Raw genomic sequence first — 23,603 nt, 5'->3', positions numbered from 1 at the left:
TCCGGAAGGCGATCGAACCGGGCAGAAATCCAGGGTCGATCGTCAAGGCTTCTTGCTGCGTTTGTACTGGACGAGGAGCGTGCCCGACCCTTCCCTGGTCGTGAATGAGGTCGGGCGCTCGGCGCCGGGCTGGGAGAAGCAGAGCTTCAGGGTATCGCCTTCGATTTCGTAAATCCCGGGGACCGTCTGGTCCTCGTAGGGTCCGTTCAGGTCCCAGGTGTTGACCCGTTTGGGGGTCTTCGACGGGTCGAGGGTGACGATCCCTCGGCGGAAGACGTCGCCGTCGCGGGTCAGGGTGATCCGGTCGTCCTCATAGGTGGCGGTCGATCCTTTGAGGGCGTCGGCGGGGACCTGGTCCCCTTCACGCTCCATCGAGACGCATTGCCAGGTCCCCTGGAGCAGCTTGAGGTCGTCCTGGGCGGCCCGGCGAGGCGCGGGCTCGTCGGGCATCGCCGAGGTCCGGGCCTGCGGGACGACCAGGGCCAGGATGGCCATCGGGATCAGATACCCGTTCCGGCGTCGAACTCGGCTCATCGATCGGCCTCGCTGACTGGGTCTGGCGATGTGGGATTGGATCATCAACGCATTTTTCATGGGCCCGGCGATCAGAGCCGCCGCCACTCCGTCTCGGTCCCTTCCATCAGCTTGTCGGCCGCCTCGGGGCCCCAGGTCCCGGCGGGGTAGGGCAGGGGGCCGGGCGAGCCTGGAGCTTCCCAGGCTTCCAAGATCGGGTTGACGAACTTCCAGGCGGATTCGACGGCGTCCGTCCGCGTATAGAGCGACGGGTCTCCGAGCAGGACGTCGAGCAAGAGCCTCTCGTACGCTTCCGGCGGGGGCGAGGCGAACGCGGTCCCGTATCGGAAGTCCATCCGGACTTCTTGGAGTCGCCTCCGCGAGCCAGGGATCTTGGCCTGGAAGGCGAGGCTCGCCCCTTCGTTAGGCTGGATCCTCAGGACGAGGAGGTTCGCACCGCCGTTGGCGTCGGTGTCCACCTCGAAGAGGGCGGTCGGAGGCTTGCGGAACTGGATCGCGATCTCGGTGGCTCGCTTGGGGAGCCTCTTGCCGGTCCGGAGGAAGAAGGGGACGCCCGCCCATCGCCAGGTGTTCAGCGTGACCCGGAGCGCGACGTAGGTGTCGGTGGTCGAATCGGGCGCGACCCCCTTTTCCTGGAGGTAGCCCGGCACGTCCTGCCCCTGGATCGAGCCGTCGGCGTACTGGCCCCGGACGACATGCTGGGCGACTTCCTCGGCGTTCCAGATCGGCAGGGCCTGGAGGACCTTGGCCCGCTCGTTCCGGACCGCGTCGGCCCCGAGGTCGACCGGCGGTTCCATCGCGACCAGGCAGAGGAGCTGGAGGAGGTGATTCTGGATCATGTCGCGGAGTGCGCCCGACTTGTCGTAGTAGCCCCCCCGGCCGCCGGCCATCCCGAGTTCCTCGGCGGCGGTGATCTGGACCGACTCGACGTACCGGCGGTCCCAGAGCGGCTCGAACATCGTGTTGCCGAACCGGAGGGCCAGGATGTTCTGGACGGTCTCCTTGCCCAGGTAGTGGTCGATCCGGTAGACCTGATCCTCGCGGAGGACCCGCGAGACGTCCCGGTTCAGCTCGCGGGCGCTGGCGAGGTCGTGGCCGAACGGCTTCTCGATGACCACCCGACTCCAGGGGCCGTAATCATCGGGATAGATCAGGCCGGCCTGGCCGAGTTGCTCGACGATCACCGAGAAATATTCGGGCGAGACGGCCAGGTAGAAGAGGCGGTTGCCTCGGGTCCCGTGCGTCCCGTCGATCTCGTCGAGCTTCTCCTTCAGCTTCTGATACCCGGCGGGATCGTCGAAGTTGCTGGCGTTGTAGGAGATCCGCGGTGAGAAATCGGACCAGGCTTCCTCGAAGCCGGGGTCCTTGGGGTTCGCCAGCGACTTTTTCAACTCGTCCCGGAATTGCTGGTCGGACCAGTCGCGGCGGGCGAAGCCGACCACGGCGCACTCGCCGGGCAGGTGTCCTGCCTGATCGAGATGGTAGAGGGCCGGGACGAGCTTCCGATGCGTCAGGTCGCCGGTCGCACCGAAGAGTACGATGGCGCACGGGTCGGGGACCCGCGCCCGGGGCAGGGCCTGGCGGAGCGGATTGGCTTCGGTGATGGCCGGCGACTCACTCATCCCGATGGGCTCCGACAGGGATCGATGAAGGACAGGGGGGCACGATCGACCCCCCCCGGTCCGCATCAGAAGACTACGCAGACGACCTCGATCGATCAAGGGACCACCTCGGACCTTCCGAGGGGACCGCTCGCCCCTCTCGACCGATGGGAGTCTCGCGGTCCGCGATCCGCGCAGGGGTCCGGGGAGACTCGGGCAACTCTCGATTTGTAGTCGTCGTCGGCGATCCTTGATCATCCCGACTTCGGTCCCGGGAGGCTCCGGGTGGTCGACTCGGGCCTCTCGACCCGGTCGCCCCGAGTCTTGGTGGTCGGGATTGCGTGGGGGCCGGGCCAGGGTCCGGGTTCCGAGGTCTCTGGGAAAAACGAACCCAACCGAGCGGGTTCACCCGGTTCCTCGTGGGGATCGGTACCCGAAGTTTCGGGGATCTCCGACTCGGGAGGACCATCCTCGTCGAGCGTCCGGATCTCGCCCAGGGTCCGGAACAGCCCGCGCTCGGCGGCGGCCTCGTACTTCCGGGCCAGGGTCGCTTCCTTCGAGGGGTCGAAGATGGCCCGAGCCGCCGCTCCCGCCCGGTCCTCCTCGATCGAGGCGGGGTCGAGCGACTCCCGGAGGGCTCGGAGCGCCTCGACCTCGTCGTCGATCAGCCGGGACATCTGCTCGCGAGCCCAGAAGGCCCGGTCCGCTGCGTCCAGGCCCTGGCCCTCGGAGGGTCGGAGGAACGCGAAGTTCCCGCCGATCGCCTCGGAGAGGGCCCGGACCGGGGAGACCGGGATGTCGTGGAGCCGGCCCCCCATCAGGTGGCTGACCCGGTCGCCGTAGGTCCAGTCCCATCGGGGCTCGTCGGGGTCGGTCAATTCGTCCTTGATGGCGAGCAGCATCGCGACCATCCGGTCGATCCCCTCGGGCATCGATCGGAGTTTCCGGGCGTGGGTCGCGGGCTCGTGTGCGATCCAGGAGAGGGCGTGGTCGACCTCGGCCAGCCGCTCCCGCTCGAAGTCACCCTTGGCCCGACGCATCCGGGAAGCGATCGCTTCCGACTCCTGGCGGACGCACCGATCGAGCCGGACCGAGAGCATCGCCGCCCGACGGGCCAGGAACCGGCCTACCCGGTTGGAAGGCTTGAGGTCGGCCTCGAACTCCTCGAATCGTTGGTCGACCTCAGCAACGACCTCGTCGGGGAGGACCACGCCCGCCCCGGTCAAGCCGTGCTTGAGGGCGTTGGCCCGCGATCGAGCCTTCCCCTCCTCGGTCTTCGGGCCGGAGGAGAGTGTGGCATTCCGGCGATTGGCTTCGAGTCGAGCGGGGGTGCAGGTCATCGGGACGTCCTCAAGGGGATTGGCGAGGCGTCGCGCGGTGTCACGATCGGGTTTCCGGGCGACCTCACCGCCCTTCACCTTCGCGGTCGAGGCTTCCGAGTTAACAGACTTTTTGTCGGTGTCAGACTTCGGTTTCGAGGAAATCCTCACCCCCGTACCCCGATCCGCACCCACACAGGGAGCGGATCGGGGAACGGGGGAGCAGTTCTCGGACCGAAGTAAATTCCCGGAATCCACAGGTTAACCCGAGCGACGGTCCAGGGTGGTACCGAGCCGATAGAATCACTGGCAAGGGTGGGTCTCGGACGTGAGAATGTCATCGGGGACCGGCTCCACTCGATCCGGCTCAGATCTCCTCGAAGGCCCGGCAGGAAGGATGGCCATGATTCGCGACATCGCCACCTTTCGGTCCGTCCGATTCAACCCGGTGCTACCCGAGGAGTGCCAGGTCAACCCGGGGCACTACGGTGCCGAGCTGGCGTTCTGGCTTTGTACCCGGCTGTACTCGGAACATAGGATCGTGACCAGCTACCCCGATGACGACGACTTGTGGTGGATGCTCGGTTACTCCTCGGAGGACGGGTACGAGTTTGCCATTCAATGTAGCAATATTTATGGGCAGAACGATTGCTGGATGATCTCGTTGCGTCGGTATGGTCGAGGCTTCTTCAGGGGGGGGAAGCCGAGTTTTGGGCGTGCGGGGAGTTTGATTGCTGCTTTACGGGCGCTGCTGGAAGCCGAGGAAGGCATCAGCGAACTGGAGTGGCTTTGGGAGGAGTAAGAATTCGGGCAGCGTAGGGTGGGTCGAGCGCGGCGAGCCCCACCACGTCGGTCTGTTGGGGCTCGCCGCGCTCGACCCACCCTATTCAGATTACCAGGCCTCAAGGCTTTACAGAGCAAAAAGACAGGGAAACTACGCGACCATGAACGAGTCCTGTCGTATGTCCAGATTTCTCCACTTGCTCAATCCTGAGAGATTTGAGGCCGGCGTCCCGAGAAGTTGATCCCGTTTCCTTGTCCGGCGTGGAAGTGGATCTGCTCTCGGGAGAGGTTGACGATCTCGGTCAGTTGGGCTTCCTCGAACCAGCCTCGGACCTCCTCGACGGTGTGCCGGGAGACGTGTTTGGGGGCGTACCAGTCGAGCGTGTCGCAGACCCGGACCTCGGGGTCGGGGTGCATCGAGACGCCGATCGTGGCGAGGTTGAGCGCCACTCCGAGGCGGGCGACCAGGCGATTCGGGCTGGCCATCAGTTTTCGTTTCAGCCCGCCGATCGGGGCCATCCAGCGGCTCAGGGCGGCCAGCGTGCCGATCGGGAGCCGGGTCGAGATCGCCCGGTGGGCGTCCATGATCCGTTCCAGGGCCGGTCGTTCCCGAGGGTAGACCCAGATCGCGATCCGGCCCCCGGGCTTGAGGAGCCGGGCCAGTTCGAGGAATGCCCGGCGAGGGTCGGGGGTGTGGTCCAGGACCCCGAGCGAATAGATGTGGTCGAACGTCCCCTCGGCGAACGGGGGCCGGAACAGGTCGCCCTGGACGACCGAGACATTCTTCGATCTGGCGTTCAGGTCGCGCGCGGCCTCGACCGCCCGGCTCAGGTCCATCCCGACGACCGTGGCCCCGCACTCGGCGACGACCCGGAGGTAGCGGCCCATCCCGCAACCCCCGTCCAGGACCAGGGTTCCGGTCAGGTCGCCGGGGGTCAGCCCGGTCCGATTCCGGAAGGTGGCGCGGTCTTCTTCGGGTCGGATCAGGCGGAAAGTGTTCCACTGGTAAGCGTAGAGGGACTTGGTCCGAGTCTGGTCCGTTCCGGACCCCTGGCTTGGCGCTGGCACGGTCGATCTCTCCGGGGGGCCGCCGGCTTCCGGTCGGGGTGCGGTCGATCGAGGCGGCCCCGGGAGAGATTACTCTAGCTCGAAGACGAACCGGTTGTCACCCTGATTGCCATCCGGATTGATCGTGGCCTTGAGGGGGGACGTTTTCGGGGAGGAATACCGGGCCAGAGCCGGGTTGACGCGAGTCGGGCGGGCGGGGCCGTCGCGATCCTCGGGCTCGGGGCCGCTCCCGGGATGGACGGTCACGAGATAATCGCCGGCGGGCGCCCCGTCGTCACCGGTATAGGTGCTCAGGGTAAATTGCCCGGCCTCGTCGGTCTCGGTCAGGAGCGAGCCCACCTCCGCCGCCCCGGGGGGGACGGCGGGGGGATCGACCGCCTGGAACCGGACCATGACGTTCGCCAGGGGCTTGCCGGACCGCTGGACCGTCCCCCCGGCGGGGAAGACCGCGACCCTGGGCGGATCGCCGCTCCCGCAGCCGATCGAGAGGAGGGACGCGGCCAGGATGGCCGCGCCGGAATATCGAGGGATCATGGCGGAACTTCCTGTCGGCGAGAGGGGAAAGGATCAGTACTGGTCGGCCGAGAGGACCTCGCCCATGTCCCGGGTGAGCAGCCGGACATAGATCCGGATGGGCATCGTCTCCTTGAGGAACCGGACCGAGCCGTCCCCCATCAGGTAGTTCCCCCCGCCGGGGTGGAAGGAATAATCCTCGTTGCCGTTGTAGACGTTGGTGAACCGGGGGCCGGGGGTCTTCGAACCGTCTTCGGTATAGCTGTGCAGGGTATAGCCGGTGTCGTAGTCGGCCCAGCCGCCGGCGGAGCCCTCGCCGGGCGTGCCCGGGGCTTTCTTGTAGCCGGCCCTGTAGACGTTCGGGCGACCGGCGGATTCGCTCATCATGATGGTGTTGGAGAGGCCGTCGGTCACCTGCGAGTGGTAGGTGACGTTGTTGGGCTCGCCGCCGGTGACGTTCTTGAGCATCGAATACTGGCCGTCGTCGGTCAGGTCGACCATGCCCGAGAGCGCCAGCGCCGCGACGATCCCGTTGCTGACGGAATAGTCGGTGACGGCGGTCCGGACGCCGGTCCAGGGTCCGCCGGTATCCGAGGCGTCGCCGTTGGCGTCGTCGAAGGTGTGATACTTGTCCCCGTTGGCCGATGATGGGCAGAGCAGCGTCGGGATCAGGGTCGCGACGGCCGTCGAGTTGACGCTGCTTCGGAAGTCGATCTTGATGTTGTAGCTGTTATAGAGGTTCACCTGCTCCATGTAAGGCAGGATGTGGGTGAAGACGTAGCTGGAGGCCCGCTGGCCCTTCGGCAAGATCCCCCCGCCGGGGGCGACGTTGATGTTCATCGGCTGGCAATAGCCGCTCCCTCGGATGCCCGATGGCGGGAAGAAGCCCTGGGAACTCTCGAAGTTGTGCAGGCCCAGGCCGATCTGCTTCAGATTGTTGGTGCACTGGGCGCGTCGGGCGGCCTCTCGGGCGGCCTGGACGGCGGGCAGGAGCAGGGCGATCAGCACCGCGATGATCGCGATGACGACCAGCAACTCGATCAGGGTGAAGGCGTTCCGGCGGATGCAAGGCGTTCTCATCTAATTCGATCTCGATGGATTAGTCGGCCTGCGAGAACCCGACGGGTCAGGCACTCGAGGTTCGCGCGGGGTGGCCCGGACGGGCCAGATCTTGGATATATGTCCGCGAGCGAGAATGTGCTATTGTCCGACGGAACGTGTCGAGTTCGTGAAGGTGGCGCGATGGATTGGGGAGGAATCGCGAAAAATCGGCGGAGGCCCCCGGCCCGGGAAGCTCCGGGGGAGGAGGGCTTGGCGCCGGATCGGGCATCGATTCCGGGGCGAATCGGAAGTTCCTCTCCTCGAACCGGGCGGGGAGGGCGAGGGCAGGGAGTTGGCCCCTCGGGGAGTCGGAAGCGGCCCGCTGAATCGCCCTTATCGATGGTTCGGTCAGGGTTTCCGACGCTCCCACTGATCTTCTGCGGCACTTCGACGGAGATACATCGGTTCGAGGAAATAAGGGTCGGCCATCCGGCCGGCTTCCAGGGACTCGCCTGCCAGCGCGATCAATCGAGAACCCTCGGGATGCCCCTGGTCGACATCCCCGAGCAGGACGCTCGAAGGCCACTCGACCGCCAGGCGATCCAGCGCGGGGCCCAGGATCAGCGTGCCCGGATCGAGGCCGATTGGCCAGGTGGCAAGCGACTCGATCCGGGTGGGACCTCGACGGAGCAGGGGGCTTCCGGGCTCTTCGCGGGCAAACTCGGCGACGTAGGCGTCTCCTCGCTGGGCGTCGACCGCCACCGCAACCCGGAGTTGCTGTTCGGGGGCATTCCGCGCGATCGCTTCGAGACTGTCGAAGGAGACCAAGGGCTTGCCGACGGCGAAGGCCAGGCACTTGGCCGCGGTCAGGCCGATCCGAAGGCCCGTGTACGAGCCCGGCCCCACCCCCACGGCGATCAGATCGAGGTCGCCCGCGGTGATCCCCCCGGTATCCAGCAAGGCCGAGATGGAGGGCAGGAGACCCCGCCCGTGGCGACGTTCGGGGTCGGACGGCGCGATGAGGGCCGGCTCGCCGGTTCGCCCCAGGGCGACGGCGGCCCGAAGCGTCGAGGTATCGATGGCGAGAATATTCAAGATTCCTGGCTCCTGGCCAATTTTCGTCCGCGGAACAATTTTATTGGTCACAATTTCGGTCGATTCCCGATTATCAACGCGATGTCCGAGCGGGAGGGTCGAATCATCCGGACGGATGGGTGTTGGCCTTGACCGTCGACACTGCCGAGGTCTATCCTAATCTAATTGCGGCTTCACTCGATCGGTACATGCCGGTAACCTCGCCGAATGGTTCCTCGTCTCGCAGTCTGCCCCCCTAATGTCGGAGGTTCCACCCGGTGCGCCGCGCCCTGATCAGTGATATCCACGGAAATCTCGAGGCCCTGGAAGTGGTGCTCGAAGATATCAAGGCCCAGGGGATCACCGAGATCTTCTGCCTGGGCGATATCATCGGATACGGCCCCAATCCTCGAGAGTGCATCGACCGGGTGATGGAGAATTGCTCGGTGACCCTGCTGGGCAACCACGACCAGGGGGCGATGTTCGACCCGGACGGATTCAATATCGGGGCGGAACGGGCGATCTTCTGGACGCGCGAACAACTGGAAAGCCCGAACGATCGGTCGAACAACGAACGTCGATGGGAATTCCTGGGGATGCTCCCCCGGAGCCATCGCCAGGACACATTCTTGTTCGTTCACGGGTCGCCCCGGAATCCCCTGAGCGAGTATATCTTCCCCGAGGACATCTATAACCATCGGAAGATGGAGCGGCTGTTCCAGTTGGTGGAACGATATTGTTTCCAGGGGCATACGCACGTCCCGGGGGTCTTCACCGAGGGTTATCAGTTCTACGCCCCGGAAGAGATCGACAACGAATATACCCTGGGCGACGGCAAGTTGATGATCAACGTGGGCTCGGTCGGCCAGCCGCGAGACGGCGATCCGAGGGCCTGCTACACGATCCTGGAAGACGGGATCGGTGCGAGCCCGGTGGCCACGGTGGAGGCTCCGCCGACCGTCGAGTTCGTGCGTCCCACGTTCCCCGCCCCCGGCCAGGATCCCGACACGAGCGAGGAGCCGATCATCCCCGCGCCCCGGCCTTCCTCGACCGGTCCGGTCCGGGTGACGTTCCGTCGCCTGCCGTACGACTACGAGAAAACAATCCAGAAGATCTACGAGATCTCGGAACTCGAACCTTTCCTGGGCGACCGGCTCCGCCAGGGCCGCTGATCCATCGGGCCGAAAGGGCCCGATCGGACTCAAGACTCGCGCCCTCCCTTCGGCCAAGGTCTCCTCCACGATGAGCAGCGAGAAGCGGCTAGTACTCACCCTGGTACTCACCCTCGGGTCGGTCTACGGGATCCAGTTCGCCATGGAGAAGGCGGGTTGGCTGCCGCCCCCGTCTCCCCCCGCGGTCAAGAAGGCTCCCGCCCTCGCCAAGAACGAGCCCGTCGAGAAGAACGAGCCCGCGGCCTCGAAGGATGACGCCGCTCCCTCGGTCGCGGCCGGCGAACTGCCCGACAAACCGTTCGCCCCGGAAGATACCGTTCCTCCCGCGGAAGCGGCGACCCCTCCACCGCCCTCGGGGCCGAAGCTGGTCGATCCCGCCGCACTGGTCCTGGGCTCGGACGCCACCGATGACCCGTCGGATTATCGGCTCAGGCTGGTCCTCAACCAGGAGGGGGCCGCGGTCCAGTCGGCGACCTCGGCCCGATTCGAGGCCGAGATCGACCCCGGTGCCCCCCGGCCCAAGGGTCGACTCCCGCGTCTCAAGCTGATCGGGGACGTGCCGAAGTCCGACGCCCCCGGCTCGCTCTCGATGACCCTATCCGCCCCCGCCAGGCTGGACCCGGACGCCGCCGAGGAACCGGCCGTGACCGCCGGCCCGCTGGAAGCCTTCCTGGACAAGATCCCCTGGGAAGTCGTCCGCGATTCGGACGATGCCCCGATCGTCCGGACCTCGACCCGGCCCAACCCGATCACCAAGGCCGAGACCGAGTTCCAGGAGATCGCCTTCCGGACCAAGGGCGGGGCCTGCCCGGTCACCGTGACCAAAACCTATCGGATCTGGAAGGGGCAGGACGGATTCGAGGTCGAGCTCAAGTTCTCCGGCCAGGAAGACGCCAAGTTCTCCTATCGACTGTTCGGCCCGCACGGGATCCCAATCGAGGGGCTCTGGTACACCTCGACCTTCCGCGACGTGTTCGTGGGGCAGGTCAAGGGAGCCTCGACCGATGTCGCGACCCTCTCGTCGAGCGATGTCGTCAAGTACGAGAACGACCCCGCCTATCGTTACTCGGCGCTCCCCCTGAAGTTCGCCGGGGTCGAGAATCAATACTTCGCCACCTTCGTGGAGCCCTGGCCGATCCCCACCTCCAACGAGTCCCGGTGGGATCAGGAGTCGGGGCCGGTGGTCTTCGGCCTCAACAAGGAGGAGACGCAGAAGTCGGACGTCGGCGTCGAGATCCTCTCCAAGCCGATCGTGGTCGGCCCCAACCTGGGCGAGGTGGTCCACACCTATCAAGTCTACGCCGGCCCCAAGGTCTCGGCGGCCCTCCTCCCATACGAGGCGGATGAGCTCTCCTCGTACCGGAAGAATCAGTGGATCACGATCCCCTTCGCCGCGACCCTGGCCAAGAGCGTCATCGCACCGCTGCTCGACCGGATCTACGCCCTGACCCAGTCGGTCGCTCGGATGTTCGGCTGGAAGAACGGGAACTACGGGATCGCGATCATCCTCCTGACGATGACCGTCCGCCTGATCATGTTCCCGCTCGGCCGCAAGCAGGCGATGATGGCCAAGAAGATGCAGGATCTCCAGCCGGTCCTGGCGGAGGTCAAGGAGAAGTACAAGGACGACAAGGAAGCCCTGACCCGCGAGACCATGGCCGTCTGGAAGCGGCACAAGGTGAACCCGGCGGCCGGTTGCTTGCCCGCCCTGATCCAGATGCCGATCTTCGTCGGGCTCTGGCAGAGCCTGAACAACAGCGTGGCGCTCCGGCATTCGACGTTCCTCTACATTCGCGACCTCGCCGCGCCCGACATGCTGTTCAAGTTCCCGATGACCCTCCCGTTCGTCGGCGAGTACTTCAACCTCCTGCCGTTCCTGGTCGTCTCGTTGATGCTGATCCAGACCAAGCTGTTCTCCCCTCCGCCGACCACGCCGGAAGCGGAGATGAACCAGAAGATGATGAAATACATGATGGTCTTCATGGCCTTCATGTTCTACAAAGTCCCCTCGGGGCTGGGCCTCTACTTCATCACCAGCAGCCTCTGGCAGATCGGCGAGCGTCTGCTCCTGCCCAAGTTCATGTCCAAGACCCCGACCGTCCCCCTGGAAGATGACACTACGGGGAACGACAAGGGGCGAGGGCCCGGCGGCGGGCCGGGGGGAAACGGGCGAGGACCGTCCGGCAATGGATCCGGACCGGGCGGGAACGCGGTCAACGCGAAGGGTGTCCAGGGCTGGGTTGGCAAGCGGCTGGAGAAACTCCTCGAAGAAGCCGCCCAGGACAAGACGATCCGGAACGACGACCGGGACCGCGAGCGGGATCGTGATCGGGGCCGTCCCAAGCCCCGGCCCGGCAAGCGTCGCTAATCCGAACTGGTGCCACCGGTTCAATAGATTCGGGAGTCAATTCATGGACCCCGAGATCGCCAGTCGAGTTGTGATCGGAGTTACGGCGGTAGGGGCCTTCGCCTGGCTTGCCGGCCTGATTGCCATGCTCCGAGCCGAGCGAGACTGGCGAAAGTCGTCGAGGATGCCTTCTCAGCGTTTCGGCATCGAGGACGTTCCTGATCCGGGGTCGATCGTTGGTGAGGTCGAGATCGATGGGAATCCCGAAGAACTCTCCACACGGCTTACAGGACTCCTCGCTCGCGAAGGTTTGGTGGCCCTTTATCCGATTCTCATCGTCGCCAGTAGCCCTCGCGAGATCGTGATCGAGTCGGCCGGGCCGAGCCAGTTCGGCTTCCGGGGTGGTCGGATCCGGCTCGCCCCCGAAGGCTCCCGGACGAAGATCGATTACCGGATGCGGGTCGGCTCCCGAGGGCCGCTGATCGTGGGATGGATGATGGTGGGGCTCGCCCTGATCGCGGTCACGGCTGCCCCACTACTTGCCGCCAGCTTCCTCGTTAATAGCCCCAACCCGCAGGTCAGGACCCAGTCCTTTCAGGTCGTCCAGATGGTCCATTTTCTCTGGCCTCCTTTCCTGCTAGCACACCTCGCGCGGCAGCCTTCGCGCATCTTCCGTGCCAGGTTCGAATCGCTCCTCCATAATCTGCCGTATACCTAAGTCGAAGCGATCCTCCTTGAATCACCTCGACCCGATCGACACGATTGCCGCCATCTCCAGTCCCCCGGGTGCGGGCCTCCGGGGGATGGTCCGGCTGAGCGGTCCGGACTCCTGGTCGATCGCCCTGGACGGCTTCGATCCGAAGTCCGGCCCGGACATCCCGGTCCTGGCCTTTCGGAAAGTCGGCCGGATCCGGGTCGATGGCCTACGGCGACCTCTCGACTTGGCGATCTCGCTTTGGCCAGGACCACGGACGTACACCGGACAAGACCTGGTCGAGATTCATTCGGTCGGATCGCCGCCGATCCTCCGACAACTCCTGACCCACTGCCTGGCCCGAGGGGCCCGGCTGGCCGAACCGGGGGAGTTCACCCTCCGGGCGTTCCTCAACGGGCGTATCGACCTCACGAAGTCCGAGGCGGTCCTCGGGGTCATCGAGGCCCGGAACCCCGCTCAGCTCGACGCGGCGCTCCGGCAACTGGCCGGCGGCCTGGCCTCCCCCATCGAGAAACTCCGCGATCATCTGGCCGATGTCCTGGCCCACCTCGAAGCGAACCTGGATTTTTCCGAGGAGCCCGACGTCGACCCGATCGGCCAGGACCGGCTGGCCGGATCGCTGGACCGGGCCGCTGAGGAGGTCGAACGCCTGGCCAACCGGCTCCGAGGCCGCGAACGCGGCGACGGCCGACCGAGGGTGGTCCTGGTCGGCCCGCCCAATGCCGGCAAGAGTCGCCTCTTCAACGCCTTGCTCGGTCGAGATCGGGCCATCGTCTCGCCCGTCGCGGGGACCACGCGCGACTATCTCGAAGCCTCCTGCGACGGTGAAGGCCTGGCGGTCGACCTCGTCGACACCGCCGGCCAGGAGTCGGCCCGGTCGGCGATCGACGAGCAGGCCCAGTCCGCCCGAGGCGGGCAATCGGATCAGGCCGACCTCATCCTCGAATGCCGATCGGCCGACTCCGAGGGATCGGGACTGCTCCCGGCCAACCAGGCTCGTCCGGCGCTCGCGGTCTGGACCAAGGCCGACCTGGCCCCCCCGACCGATCCGGCGGGCTGGATCGTGACGAGTGCCTCGAACGGCGAAGGGGTTGCGCAACTTCGGGAGGAGATCGGCCGGGCGATCCGGTCGGCGGAGACGGCCGGCGACCTCCCGGCCGGCACCGCGGCCCGATCCGGAGATTCCTTGCGAGGGGCCGGGATCGCGCTCCGGTCCGCCTCGCAGACGCTCCGACTCGGAGGAGGCGACGAGCTGGTCGCCGTCGACCTGAGGCAAGCCCTCGACGAACTCGGCAGGGTCGTCGGGGCGGTCGTCACCGAGGACCTGCTCGACCGGATCTTCCGACGCTTCTGCATCGGGAAATGATCGTAAGTTGTTTTTTCGATAAATATCGAAACATGTCAGGTTGGGACGTTCGAAGCTGATCGTCCGATTTCACGGTCGAAGTCCTTCCGGTTCCGGCGACAACATGCCCATACGCCGATAACTTGCGGTGGTGATTCCCGGCCCGGCGAATCGGCCCGGAGTGGGCTCGAATCAACACCCGAAGTTGCACCATAAACACGGGCGAGGGAGTTTGTTATCGACATTCGAGAGATCGTCGAGGGCGGACCATAATCTACCCGTGGTCGATGGCACGCACCCCAAATGAGGGGCCACTCGACCGGAACGGAACCCGCCTTCTTTTGGGAATCAGTCGATGCATAAAGCTCTCGGCCTCGGCCTGGCGGCCTGTGTCCTCGCGGCCTCGTCCTCGCAGTCGGCCTTCCTCACGGGTGATGCCTCGAACAGCACGAGCAATCTGGGCAACTACACAGGTTCCCTCAACGTGACCGACCAAATGGCCACGACCGCGACCCTGACGATCACACTGAAGAACACCAGCACGAATGCGGGAGGCTATCTCACGGCGTTCGTCCTGAATAATCCGGGTGATTCGATCACCGGTGTTTCGCTCTCCTTACATCCTGCGAATTTCGGCTTGCTGGGCCTGGACAACAACAACGTGGGCGGTTCACCCTTCGGGCAGTTCGACTTCGGGGCCAGCACCAGCGGTTCCTTCGAAGGAGGCGGTCCTCCGTCGAAAGGTATCGCCATCGGCTCCTCCGGCACCTTCGTCTTTCACCTGACCGGCACGAACCTGACCTCCCTGACGGATGCGAGCTTCCTCAATACCCTGTCCACCGGCAATGGTGCTGGCCAGGGCTATCAGCCCTTCGTCGTGCGGTTCCGGGGTTTCACCGGTGGCGGGAGCGACAAGGTTCCCGTCCTGATCCCGAATGCCGCGGTTCCCGAGCCCTCCAGCCTCGCCCTGATCGGGATCGCCGGGACCGTCGGCCTGATGGTCCGGCGGGTCCGAAATCGCCTCGGTTCTTGATTACCCGACGGCGAACCTGGATCGTGCCGGATCGATGCGAAAAGCCTCCGACCGTCCCACCGCGGGACGATCGGAGGCTTCGTCATTTGCATCGAACCCATTCTTACTTCCGCCCCAGCTCCTTGTCGCTCTGGAGCTCCATGGCCTTCTTCTTCTCGGGATACTCGATCACGACGAGTTCCATCTTGTCCGGGTCGTAGCCATACTCCTGATAATACGGCAGCATCGGCAACTGGATCCCGTCGGGCTTGCCCTTCTTGATGATCACGTCCATGAACTCCTCGTAGGTCTTGGGCTTCTCGCCGTTCGAGGCCTCGTAGAGGTCCATGTCCATTTTGACCTTCATCTTGGCGATGTTGGCCACGCTGGTCCGGTAGGCATCGGCCTGGATCGTGATGTAATCCTCGGCGTGGATCTTGCCGTCGGTGACCTGCCCCCCCTGGGCAAGCTCGGGTTTGAGGTTGCGGACTTCCTGGGTGGTCTTGCCGATCGTCTCGCGAGTCTGGAGCTTCGGCTTGGGCTTGGGCTCATCGCAACCGGCGATGAGAACCAGCGAGCATCCGAGCAACAGGCCGATTTGGGGCGTCATGATGAGGTTCCTGTGAGGTCGATCCGGGGTTATTTCCCGGCTCGCGACTGTTCGATGAGGAAGACGCCCTTCTTATTCGAAGAGACGATGTCGAGCAGGCCGTCGCCGTTGAAGTCGAGGACCATGAACTGGGTGCCGATCCCGCTCTGATCGTCGATCTCGCGGGGGGTGAAGCTGATCTTGCCGTCGGCCCCCTTGCTGGCCTCGAACCAGTAGAGATAGGCGGGCTTCTCGGATCCGGGCTCGGCCCGACCGTGCGACCAGAACCGCTTGCCGGTGACGAGGTCCTTCAAGCCATCGCCGTTGATGTCGGCGGCGATCAGGGCGTGGGTCTCGGACACCAGTTCGGGAAAGAGTTCGTGCTTGGTGAAGGTGGGCGATCCCCCCTCGTTGGCACCTTGCTCGAAGGCCCAGATCCCGAACTTGTGCGCCGAGCTGGCGATCACGTCGGCCTTGCCGTCGCCGGTCACGTCGTAGGCGATCATGTCGGCCACGGCATCGCCCAGGCTGGCGGGGTGGAACGTCCAGGGCGTGCTCGCCGATCGGGCGGATTCGGGCTGTTCCCACCAACCTCCGGTGCAGATCACATCCTTGCGGCCGTCGTGGTTCAGGTCGCCAACCCCCAGCCCGTGCGAGAACTGCTGAGTCCCCGGGATGCCCTTGCCTGGGGTGCCCGCCTCGCTGATCGGGTGCATCTCCCAGGGTTCGGAAGCGTTGGAGGATGGGGTGAAGTAGGCCATCTGCCCCTCGTCGGCCTTCCCCTGGGGCTGCCAGCCCATGACGAGGACCTTCTTCCCGTCGCCGAGGAGGTCGGTGTACAGCGGGGTTTCGTTGCAGGCACTCGGCCAGATCTCGTGACTGGCCCACTCGCCCGAGGCGCCCTTGGGGTTCTCGTACCAGTAGGCCGCCTTGCCCGGGAAGCCGACGACGATCTGGTCGGCCCAGCCGTCGCCGTTGATGTCGTCGGCCCAGCAGGCCATGCACTCGCTGTAGCTCCGGAGGCCGTCGCCGAAGTCGCCGGGCTTGCGGATATCGTGCTTGCTCCAGCTCGGGGCCTCGTACCACGAGTCTCCGATCAGGATGTCGGGCTTCCCATCCTTGTTGACGTCGGCCACCGCCACGCCCTCGGAGCGGAACCGGCCCTCGATCACGGTCTTCTTCCAGGAGATTGGAGTCTCCTCCTCCGCAGCGAAGGCGGGAGAGATCGCCGAGAGGCCGAGTGCGGCCAGCGTCCAGATTCGCAAGCCCATGATCGTTGCTCCTCTGAGTCATGAATCGTCGAATGGGTTGACCGAAACTCTCACCTTACCACCGAGCCGGTCACGGCACCACGACATGCCTCGGGATCCCGGCTGCGGTCCGGGCACTGAGAGGGCACCAAGAAATTCGGGACTGATTCAGGAATTCCAGGTTGCGCCGCTGACCGGCAGGGGATCTGAGAGTTGGCGGGGAACTCCAATTCTCACGAACTCCGGCGAGGAGAGCGGGCCGGAGTCTCGAGGGCGACGGGTAATTCGACGCCCCGGCGCCGTGTTACGACCGACGTATCCGCGGGCTCCAAGCATCTCGACCACCACACGACGGCCCTTCATGGACATCGAAATGGCCACTCCACGCGAAGAACCGTCGGCCGAGGGATCGATGGGCGGGCGTTGCAGGAGTGGGACTTTGCCGGTGAGTTGTGCGAAAATTGAGGGCTGAGCCCCGGTGGAATTCTCGACCGATCCCAGAAATCGGGGAGGGTGGGTGGCGGCCCTGGCCCCGCCATGACCGCTCGTGTAGATTTGAAATTAGACTCTGTTCACGGATCACTTGTGATCGCCCGGGAGGATCGGCGCTCGGCCTCCGGGCACCCGTGCCTCCGCATATCTTATTGAGATAGTTCGATGAAATGGCGAATGCCTGGTCGGTCGCTCCGGCTCGTGGTGACGGCTGCCGTTCTTGCCTACAGCGCATCACTCGAAGCCCAGGTTGTCGAAGGTAAGCCGGCATCGCCGAGCGCGACGGCGACGATTTCCGGTGTACGACTGCCGGCACCGGACCTGGAGTTCGGCGGCCTGATCAAGGAGGTGGCCCTGCAATCCAAGGCCTGGTGGCCCCCGCGGATCGTGCCGCCCAAAAAGGCGCCGAATATCCTGCTGATCATGACCGACGACTCGGGCTTCGGCGTGCCGAGCACGTTCGGAGGGGTCATCCCGACGCCGGCGATGGATCGGGTCGCGAAGACCGGCCTGCGCTACAATAACATCCACTCCACCGCGCTCTGCTCGCCGACGCGTGCCGCGTTGATCACCGGCCGGAATCACCACTCGGCCGGCTTCGGCGTGATCTCGGAACAGTCCACCGGATTCCCCGGCTACAACAGCATCATCCCCAAGGACAAGGTTACGATCGGCCGTATCCTCAAGGAGAATGGCTACGCCACATCATGGTTCGGCAAGGATCACAATGTCCCCGCCTTCGAGGCCAGCCAGGTCGGGCCATTCGATCAGTGGCCGATCGGCATGGGCTTCGATTATTTTTATGGTTTCATCGGGGGCGACGCCAACCAGTGGCAGCCCAACCTGTTTCGCAACACCACGCAGATCTATCCTTTCAAGGGGGAGCCGGGCTGGAATCTGGTCACTGAAATGGCGGACGACGCCATCGATTACCTGAATCGCATCAACCAGATCCAGCCCGACAAGCCTTTCTTCTGCTATTACGCCCCCGGGGCCACGCACGCTCCCCATCATCCGACCAAGGAATGGGTGGACAAGATCCGCGAGATGCATCTGTTCGACGCCGGTTGGAACGAGCTGCGCGATCGTATCTTCGAGAACCAGAAGCGACTGGGAGTGATCCCGCCGGGCACCCAACTCGAGCCCTGGCCGACGAAGCTCATCAAGAACTGGGACGACTGCACGCCCGTCGAGAAGAAGCTCTTCATCCGGCAGGCGGAAGTCTTCGCCGCCTTCGTGGCCTACAACGACCACGAGATCGGCCGCATCATCCAGGCCGTCGAGGACATGGGCAAGCTCGACGACACCATCATCATCTACATCAACGGCGACAATGGCACGAGCGCCGAAGGGGGTCCGCTCGGGACACCCAACGAAGTCGCGTTCTTCAACGGTGTCAACATGATGCCCGTCGAGGAGCAGATGAAGTGGTACGACGTGTGGGGCTCCGAGCAGACCTACAACCACATGTCTGCCGGCTGGTCCTGGGCCTTCGATACCCCATTCACCTGGTTCAAGCAAAACGCCTCGAAGCTCGGTGGCGTTCGACAGAGCATGGCGATCTCCTGGCCCGGCCAGATCAAGGACAAGGGCGGGCTCCGAGAGCAATTCTCACACGTCATCGACGTGGTGCCGACCCTCCTCGAAGTGGCAGGCATCCCGGCGCCTGAGTTTGTTGATGGCATCAAACAGACGCCCATGGAGGGCACGAGTTTCGCCTATACGTTCGACGAGAAGAACGCCAAAGAACCATCGAGGCACACGACCCAGTACTTCGAGATGATGGGCCAGTGGGCGCTCTATCACGAAGGATGGCTCTTGAGCACCAAGGTGAACCGGGCGCCGTGGGAAGCCTATGGCGCGGCCAATGCCGACCCTCTCAACAACCAGATCCTCGAACTCTACGACCTGAGTGCGGACTTCAGCCAATCCCGGAATATTGCCGACGAGCATCCGGACAAGGTCGAGCAGATGAAGCGGAAATTCATCGAGGAAGCAAAAAAATATCAGGTTTTCCCGATGGATGCCTCGGTGGCAACTCGCGTCGTCGCGCCACGGCCCAACATTACCGCCGGTCGCTCGGAGTTCGTCTACACCAGGCCCATGACCGGACTTCCGCAGGGCGATTCACCGCTTCTGCTCAACACCTCCTACACCATCACCGCCGACATCGAGGTCCCTCCCGGCGGAGCCGAGGGCATGATCCTCACCTCCGGCGGCCGGTTCGCCGGCTATGGCTTCTACCTGCTCGAAGGCAAGCCGGTCTTCCTCTGGAACTTGCTGGACCTGGAACGGATCAAGTGGGAAGGCCCGGAGGCGCTCAAGCCCGGCCGGCATAGCCTCGAGTTTGATTTCCGGTACGAAGGCCTCGGCGTGGGAACGCTCGCCTATAATAACATGAGCGGGCTGGGCCGTCCCGGCACCGGCACGCTCAAGGTAGACGGCAAGGATGTCGCGACGAAACGGATGGAGAAGACTCTGGGGATGATCCTGCAGTGGGACGAGGCCTTCGACATCGGCTCCGACACCCTGACTGGGGTGAACGACGGGGATTATTCCCCCCCGTTTCCCCTCACCGCCAGGCTCAACTCGATGAAGATCAAGGTGGAACGTCCGCAGCTTTCGCCCGAAGATATCAAGAAGCTTGAATCCGCGAGCCGGAACAACCCCACCAGGGAGTAACCGCCGGGTCGCTCGGGGATCGCGTAGGTCGCGTCCTCCCCGATCGGCCCGCGAATGTTCGATCGACCCTCCGCGTCGCCGCCGTACATCCAGAGTTGCGCGGCGGCGATCACCTTGATGGCGGATCGTTGGAAGGCGACCAGGGTGATGCTTGCGAACGTCCCCGAATCGTGGTCAACTCGGCCGCCGCCCGATTCTTCCGAGATCCGCCCCCTCTTCCGCGTGTTTTGAGCGACCAGAGGCGCCACTTCCCCCGTCTCGCCTCCGGCGGGATGCGAGCAAGCAGACCGCCGCGCCACTGCACAAGCTTGTTTCGACGAAGTTTCCGGCATGCTAAGGTGAAACTTCTCGAAGCATTGGCGGGAAGGCCGCGAGGGATGTTCCGCGTGAATCTCAGAACCACGATCCGGGGCGAGCAGTTCACCTTCGACGACCTCCCGACCCTGTTCGCCCGAGCCAACGAGGAAAAGTCGGGCGACCGGCTGGCCGGACTGGCGGCCCGGTCGGAACGCGAGCGGGTGGCCGCTAAGCTCGTCCTGGCCGACCTGACCCTCGGTGAGATCGACACCCATCCCCTCATCGACCCCGACCACGACGAGGTGGCTCGGCTGATCGACCGGACGCTCGATCGCGAGGTCTTCGGAGAGATCCGGCACCTCACCGTCGGCGAATTCCGCGAATTCCTCCTCGACGATCGGCTCGACGAACCGGCCTTCCGGCGACTCCACCGGGGCATCCCCCCCGACGCGGCGTCGGCGGTGGCACGGCTGATGAGCAACAAGGATCTGGTCCTGGTCGCCAGCAAGATCCGGACAGTCACGCGCTGTCGGAACACGATGGGAGGCCGGGGGGTCCTGGGGATCCGGCTCCAGCCGAACCACCCGACCGACGACCTCGGCGGGATACTCCTCTCCGCCGCCGACGGCCTGATGTTCGGCTGCGGCGATGCGGTGATCGGCGTCAACCCGGCCGCCGACTCGGTCAAGACCGTGGAAACGATCCTCCGAGGTCTGAACCGGCTGATCGAGACCTTCGCGATCCCGACCCAATCCTGCTGCCTGGCCCACATCAGCACCCAGCTCGAAGCCCTGGGGCGCGGGGCCCCGATCGACTTGCTTTTTCAGTCGGTCGCCGGGACCGAGGCCGCCAACGCCAGCTTCGGGATCAACCTGGCGATGCTCGACGAGGGGCGTGCTCGGGTCAAGGAGCATCAGGTCGGCCGGGAAGTGGCCTGGGTCGGCCCTCAGTTGATGTATTTCGAGACCGGGCAGGGGAGCGCCCTCTCGGCCGAGGCCCACCACGGGGTCGACCAGTTGACCCTGGAAGCCCGAGCCTACGGGGTGGCCCGCGCGTTCGACCCGTTCCTGGTCAACAGCGTCGTCGGGTTCATCGGGCCGGAATACCTCTTCGATGAGCGGCAGATCATCCGTGCCGGGCTCGAGGACCACTTCATGGGCAAGCTCCTGGGCCTGCCGATGGGCTGCGATGTCTGCTACACCAATCACGCCGCCGCCGACCAGAATTCGGCCGATAATCTGATGATGCTCCTGGCCGCGGCGGGCTGCAACTTCTTCATGGGTGTGCCCGCGTCGGACGACGTGATGCTGAATTACCAGTCGACCAGCTTCCACGACGGGGCCTCGATCCGCTCCCTCTTCGGGCTCAAGCCGACCCCCGAGTTCCTCACCTGGCTCGAATCGCGTGGGCTGGCCGGATCCGAGAGCCTGGCCCATCGCCGGTTCCTGAAGGAACTGGAGGGGGTGGTCGATGGGTGACATGGAACGACCCGCCGAGCCCCCTTTCGGCGAGATCCTGAGGGCGATCCGGGCGAGGACCCCCGCGCGGATCCTGGTCGGTCGATCTGGGACCAGCTACCGGACCTCGACCCAGCTCGACCTCCGGGTCGATCACGCCGCCGCTCTCGACGCCGTCCATGCCGAGGTCGACCTCGTCCGCGACCTGGGCCAGGAATTCGTCAATCGCTGGGGACTCTTCGAGGTGTCGAGCCTGGCCGGATCGAAGGCCGAATACCTGGCGAGACCCGACCTCGGTCGAAAGCTGTCCCCGGAGGGGCGGGAAGCGATCGATCGAGAATGCCCGCCGGGGGCGGACCTGCAAGTCGTCATCGGTGACGGGCTTTCCGCGGCGGCCGTCCGGGCTCGCATCCCCTCGATCCTCCCGCTCCTGGAACGTGAGTCTCACCGGCTAGGCTGGCGGTTGGGCCGCCCGTTCTTGGTCCGAGGGTGCCGGGTCGGCCTGATGAATGACGTGGGGGATTGCCTCAAACCCGAGGTCGTCGTCCTCCTGATCGGTGAGCGGCCCGGCCTGGCGACGGCCGAAAGTCTTTCGGCTTACATGGCCTATCGCCCGGGCCTCGGCCAGACCGATGCGAATCGAAACCTGGTCGCCAACATTCACGAACGGGGCGTCCCCGACGAGGAGGCCGTCTCTCGGATCATCCGGCTGGCCCTCTCGATGCGGCGAGCCGGTTCGAGCGGCGTGGCGATCAAGGAAGAACGTGAAGAGATGGAAGATCGGCTCTCATCGAACTCGCCCGAGACCTCGCCAACAGGACAAGATGAATCCACATAACGAGATCGAAGAGGACGAGGAACTTCTCCGGCAGATGGGCTATGCCCAGGAACTCCGACGACGGATGAGCGGGTTCTCGAACTTCGCGATCTCGATGTCGACGATCTGCATCCTGGCGGGAGGTGTGACCTCGTTCCACCTCGGCCTCTGCGGGGCGGGCGGGGCGACGATCGGGCTGGGCTGGCCGATGGTCTCGCTGTTCTCGCTGGTGGTCGCGATGACCATGGGGCAGGTGGCCTCGGCCTACCCGACCGCCGGGGGGCTTTACCACTGGTCTTCGATCCTCGGAGGTCGAGGCTGGGGTTGGGTGACCGCCTGGTTCAACCTGGCTGGCCTGGTCACGGTCCTGGCCGCGATCAACGTCGGCACGTATGCCTTCGCGATGGCTACGTTCGGAGACCTCCTGGGCATCCAGCCCGAACGGCTCGGCCCGAATGGCCCGCTGATCGCTCAAGGGGTGGGAGTGCTACTCATCACCGGTGCCCAGGCCTTGATCAACCACCTGGGGATCCGCCTGACGACGGCCCTGACCGACCTGAGCGGCGGTCTGATCGTGGGGGTCTCGATGGCCCTCACGGTGGCTCTCCTGTTCTACGCCCCCAGCTTCGAGCCCGCTCGACTGGTCACCTTCGCCGATTACAGCGGATCGGCGGGCGATAACGTCTGGCCTTTTACCCGGAGTTCCGCCTGGCTGTTCGTCCTGGGGTTCCTGCTCCCGGCTTACACGATCACCGGGTTCGACGCCTCGGCCCACTCGGCCGAGGAGACCGTGGGAGCCGCCGCCAACGTCCCGCGCGGGATGGTCCGAGCGGTCGCGGTCTCCGGCTTCGCCGGCTGGATCCTGCTCTCGGCGGTGATCCTCGCCGCCCCGAGCCTCGACGAGGCCGCAGCGCAGGGGGAGCGTTCCTTCGCCTGGATCCTGAGTTCCACCCTGCCTTCCGGCTTGAACCTGGTCCTGAACGCGGGGATCGTCCTGGTCCAGTTCGGCTGCGGACTGGCGGCGATGACCTCCTCATCGAGGATGACCTACGCCTTCGCCCGGGACGGCGGCCTGCCCTGGTCGGACCTCTGGAAGGGCGTCAGTCCCACCCGACGTACCCCGGTCGCGGCGATCTGGGGTGTGGCCGCGATGGCCGTCGCGTTCACCCTCTGGACCCCCGTCTACGCGACGATCACGGCCGTTTGCACGATCTTCCTGTACATCTCGTATGTGATTCCGACGTCGCTCGGCGCCCTGGCTTACGGACGGACCTGGACCCGGATGGGCCCGTGGGACCTGGGCCGATGGTACCGCCCGCTGGCACTGATCAACGCGGTCGGATGCATTCTGTTGATCGCGATCGGGATGCAACCCCCTTACGACCGCGCCGGGTGGATCCTGGCGGGCTCATTGATTCTCCTCGCCGTCGCCTGGTTCGGCCGGGAGCGTCGAAGATTCCCCGGCCCCGCGGTCCTGACGGCCGATTGACGCGAT

Annotated in this window: 19 protein-coding genes; 10 read left to right on the top strand and 9 right to left on the bottom strand. The window is 65.0% G+C overall.

Going from position 1 to position 23,603, the window contains the following annotated elements:
- Positions 1-42: 42 nt before the first annotated feature.
- The 3 genes from P12x_RS22975 to P12x_RS22965 all read right to left on the bottom strand — a co-directional run bounded on the left by P12x_RS22975 (position 43) and on the right by P12x_RS22965 (position 3,475).
- Positions 43-534 (bottom strand): TIGR03067 domain-containing protein, encoded by a 492-nt coding sequence (locus tag P12x_RS22975; RefSeq protein WP_435007254.1) that lies wholly within the window; start codon positions 532-534, stop codon positions 43-45.
- Positions 535-605: 71 nt separating this feature from the next.
- Complete coding sequence (gene zwf, locus P12x_RS22970; RefSeq protein WP_435007253.1) at positions 606-2,156, bottom strand: glucose-6-phosphate dehydrogenase; 1,551 nt, start codon at positions 2,154-2,156, stop codon at positions 606-608.
- Between the two features lie 233 nt (positions 2,157-2,389).
- Positions 2,390-3,475 (bottom strand): hypothetical protein, encoded by a 1,086-nt coding sequence (locus P12x_RS22965; RefSeq protein ID WP_435007252.1) that lies wholly within the window; start codon positions 3,473-3,475, stop codon positions 2,390-2,392.
- A 382-nt stretch (positions 3,476-3,857) separates the two neighbouring features.
- Between P12x_RS22965 and P12x_RS22960 the strand changes: the two genes are divergently transcribed.
- Positions 3,858-4,256: a hypothetical protein gene (locus P12x_RS22960; protein WP_435007251.1), complete on the top strand. Its 399-nt coding sequence runs from the start codon at positions 3,858-3,860 to the stop codon at positions 4,254-4,256.
- A 182-nt stretch (positions 4,257-4,438) separates the two neighbouring features.
- Here P12x_RS22960 and P12x_RS22955 read toward each other — a convergent pair whose 3' ends face one another.
- The 4 genes from P12x_RS22955 to tsaB form a co-directional block, all read right to left on the bottom strand.
- Positions 4,439-5,305: a class I SAM-dependent methyltransferase gene (locus P12x_RS22955; protein ID WP_435007250.1), complete on the bottom strand. Its 867-nt coding sequence runs from the start codon at positions 5,303-5,305 to the stop codon at positions 4,439-4,441.
- A 69-nt stretch (positions 5,306-5,374) separates the two neighbouring features.
- Positions 5,375-5,839, bottom strand: coding sequence for a hypothetical protein (locus P12x_RS22950; RefSeq protein WP_435007249.1), 465 nt, complete (start codon positions 5,837-5,839; stop codon positions 5,375-5,377).
- A 33-nt stretch (positions 5,840-5,872) separates the two neighbouring features.
- Positions 5,873-6,898: a DUF1559 domain-containing protein gene (locus P12x_RS22945; RefSeq protein ID WP_435007248.1), complete on the bottom strand. Its 1,026-nt coding sequence runs from the start codon at positions 6,896-6,898 to the stop codon at positions 5,873-5,875.
- Positions 6,899-7,267: 369 nt separating this feature from the next.
- Positions 7,268-7,954, bottom strand: a complete 687-nt coding sequence (gene tsaB / locus P12x_RS22940; protein WP_435007247.1) for a tRNA (adenosine(37)-N6)-threonylcarbamoyltransferase complex dimerization subunit type 1 TsaB — start codon at positions 7,952-7,954, stop codon at positions 7,268-7,270.
- Positions 7,955-8,211: 257 nt separating this feature from the next.
- On the opposite strand from tsaB, the gene P12x_RS22935 reads away from it, so the two are divergent.
- The 5 genes from P12x_RS22935 (at position 8,212) to P12x_RS22915 (ending at position 14,545) form a co-directional block, all read left to right on the top strand.
- A complete protein-coding gene (locus tag P12x_RS22935) occupies positions 8,212-9,105 on the top strand; it encodes a metallophosphoesterase family protein (protein WP_435007246.1) in 894 nt (297 codons plus the stop codon).
- Between the two features lie 70 nt (positions 9,106-9,175).
- Positions 9,176-11,473: a membrane protein insertase YidC gene (gene yidC / locus P12x_RS22930; RefSeq protein WP_435007245.1), complete on the top strand. Its 2,298-nt coding sequence runs from the start codon at positions 9,176-9,178 to the stop codon at positions 11,471-11,473.
- Between the two features lie 43 nt (positions 11,474-11,516).
- Positions 11,517-12,170: a hypothetical protein gene (locus tag P12x_RS22925; RefSeq protein WP_435007244.1), complete on the top strand. Its 654-nt coding sequence runs from the start codon at positions 11,517-11,519 to the stop codon at positions 12,168-12,170.
- A gap of 16 nt (positions 12,171-12,186) precedes the next feature.
- A complete protein-coding gene (locus P12x_RS22920) occupies positions 12,187-13,533 on the top strand; it encodes a tRNA modification GTPase (RefSeq protein ID WP_435007242.1) in 1,347 nt (448 codons plus the stop codon).
- Positions 13,534-13,867: 334 nt separating this feature from the next.
- The gene (locus P12x_RS22915) at positions 13,868-14,545 is read left to right on the top strand and encodes a PEP-CTERM sorting domain-containing protein (RefSeq protein WP_435007241.1); all 678 of its coding nucleotides are present in this window, start codon (positions 13,868-13,870) and stop codon (positions 14,543-14,545) included.
- A gap of 103 nt (positions 14,546-14,648) precedes the next feature.
- On the opposite strand, the gene P12x_RS22910 is transcribed toward P12x_RS22915, so the two are convergent.
- Positions 14,649-15,134 carry a hypothetical protein gene (locus P12x_RS22910; protein ID WP_435007240.1) on the bottom strand — a complete coding sequence of 162 codons (486 nt, stop codon included), beginning with the start codon at positions 15,132-15,134 and terminating at the stop codon, positions 14,649-14,651.
- A 29-nt stretch (positions 15,135-15,163) separates the two neighbouring features.
- Positions 15,164-16,384, bottom strand: a complete 1,221-nt coding sequence (locus P12x_RS22905; protein WP_435007239.1) for an FG-GAP repeat domain-containing protein — start codon at positions 16,382-16,384, stop codon at positions 15,164-15,166.
- A gap of 636 nt (positions 16,385-17,020) precedes the next feature.
- Between P12x_RS22905 and P12x_RS22900 the strand changes: the two genes are divergently transcribed.
- The 4 genes from P12x_RS22900 to P12x_RS22885 all read left to right on the top strand — a co-directional run bounded on the left by P12x_RS22900 (position 17,021) and on the right by P12x_RS22885 (position 23,597).
- Positions 17,021-19,537, top strand: coding sequence for an arylsulfatase (locus tag P12x_RS22900; RefSeq protein ID WP_435007238.1), 2,517 nt, complete (start codon positions 17,021-17,023; stop codon positions 19,535-19,537).
- Positions 19,538-19,914: 377 nt separating this feature from the next.
- Positions 19,915-21,312 (top strand): ethanolamine ammonia-lyase subunit EutB, encoded by a 1,398-nt coding sequence (locus P12x_RS22895; RefSeq protein WP_435007236.1) that lies wholly within the window; start codon positions 19,915-19,917, stop codon positions 21,310-21,312.
- Entirely contained in the window at positions 21,305-22,129 is an 825-nt protein-coding gene (gene eutC, locus P12x_RS22890; RefSeq protein WP_435007235.1) for an ethanolamine ammonia-lyase subunit EutC, read from the top strand. Before P12x_RS22895 ends, eutC begins: the two co-directional genes overlap by 8 nt.
- On the top strand, positions 22,116-23,597 hold the full coding sequence (locus P12x_RS22885; protein ID WP_435007234.1) for an amino acid permease: 1,482 nt from the start codon (positions 22,116-22,118) through the stop codon (positions 23,595-23,597). The genes eutC and P12x_RS22885 overlap by 14 nt, the downstream gene beginning before the upstream one ends.
- Positions 23,598-23,603: the final 6 nt, after the last annotated feature.

The sequence above is a fragment of the Tundrisphaera lichenicola genome, from assembly GCF_051175385.1.
Lineage (GTDB): Bacteria > Planctomycetota > Planctomycetia > Isosphaerales > Isosphaeraceae > Tundrisphaera > Tundrisphaera lichenicola.
This window is presented reverse-complemented; position numbering and strand designations above follow the sequence as displayed.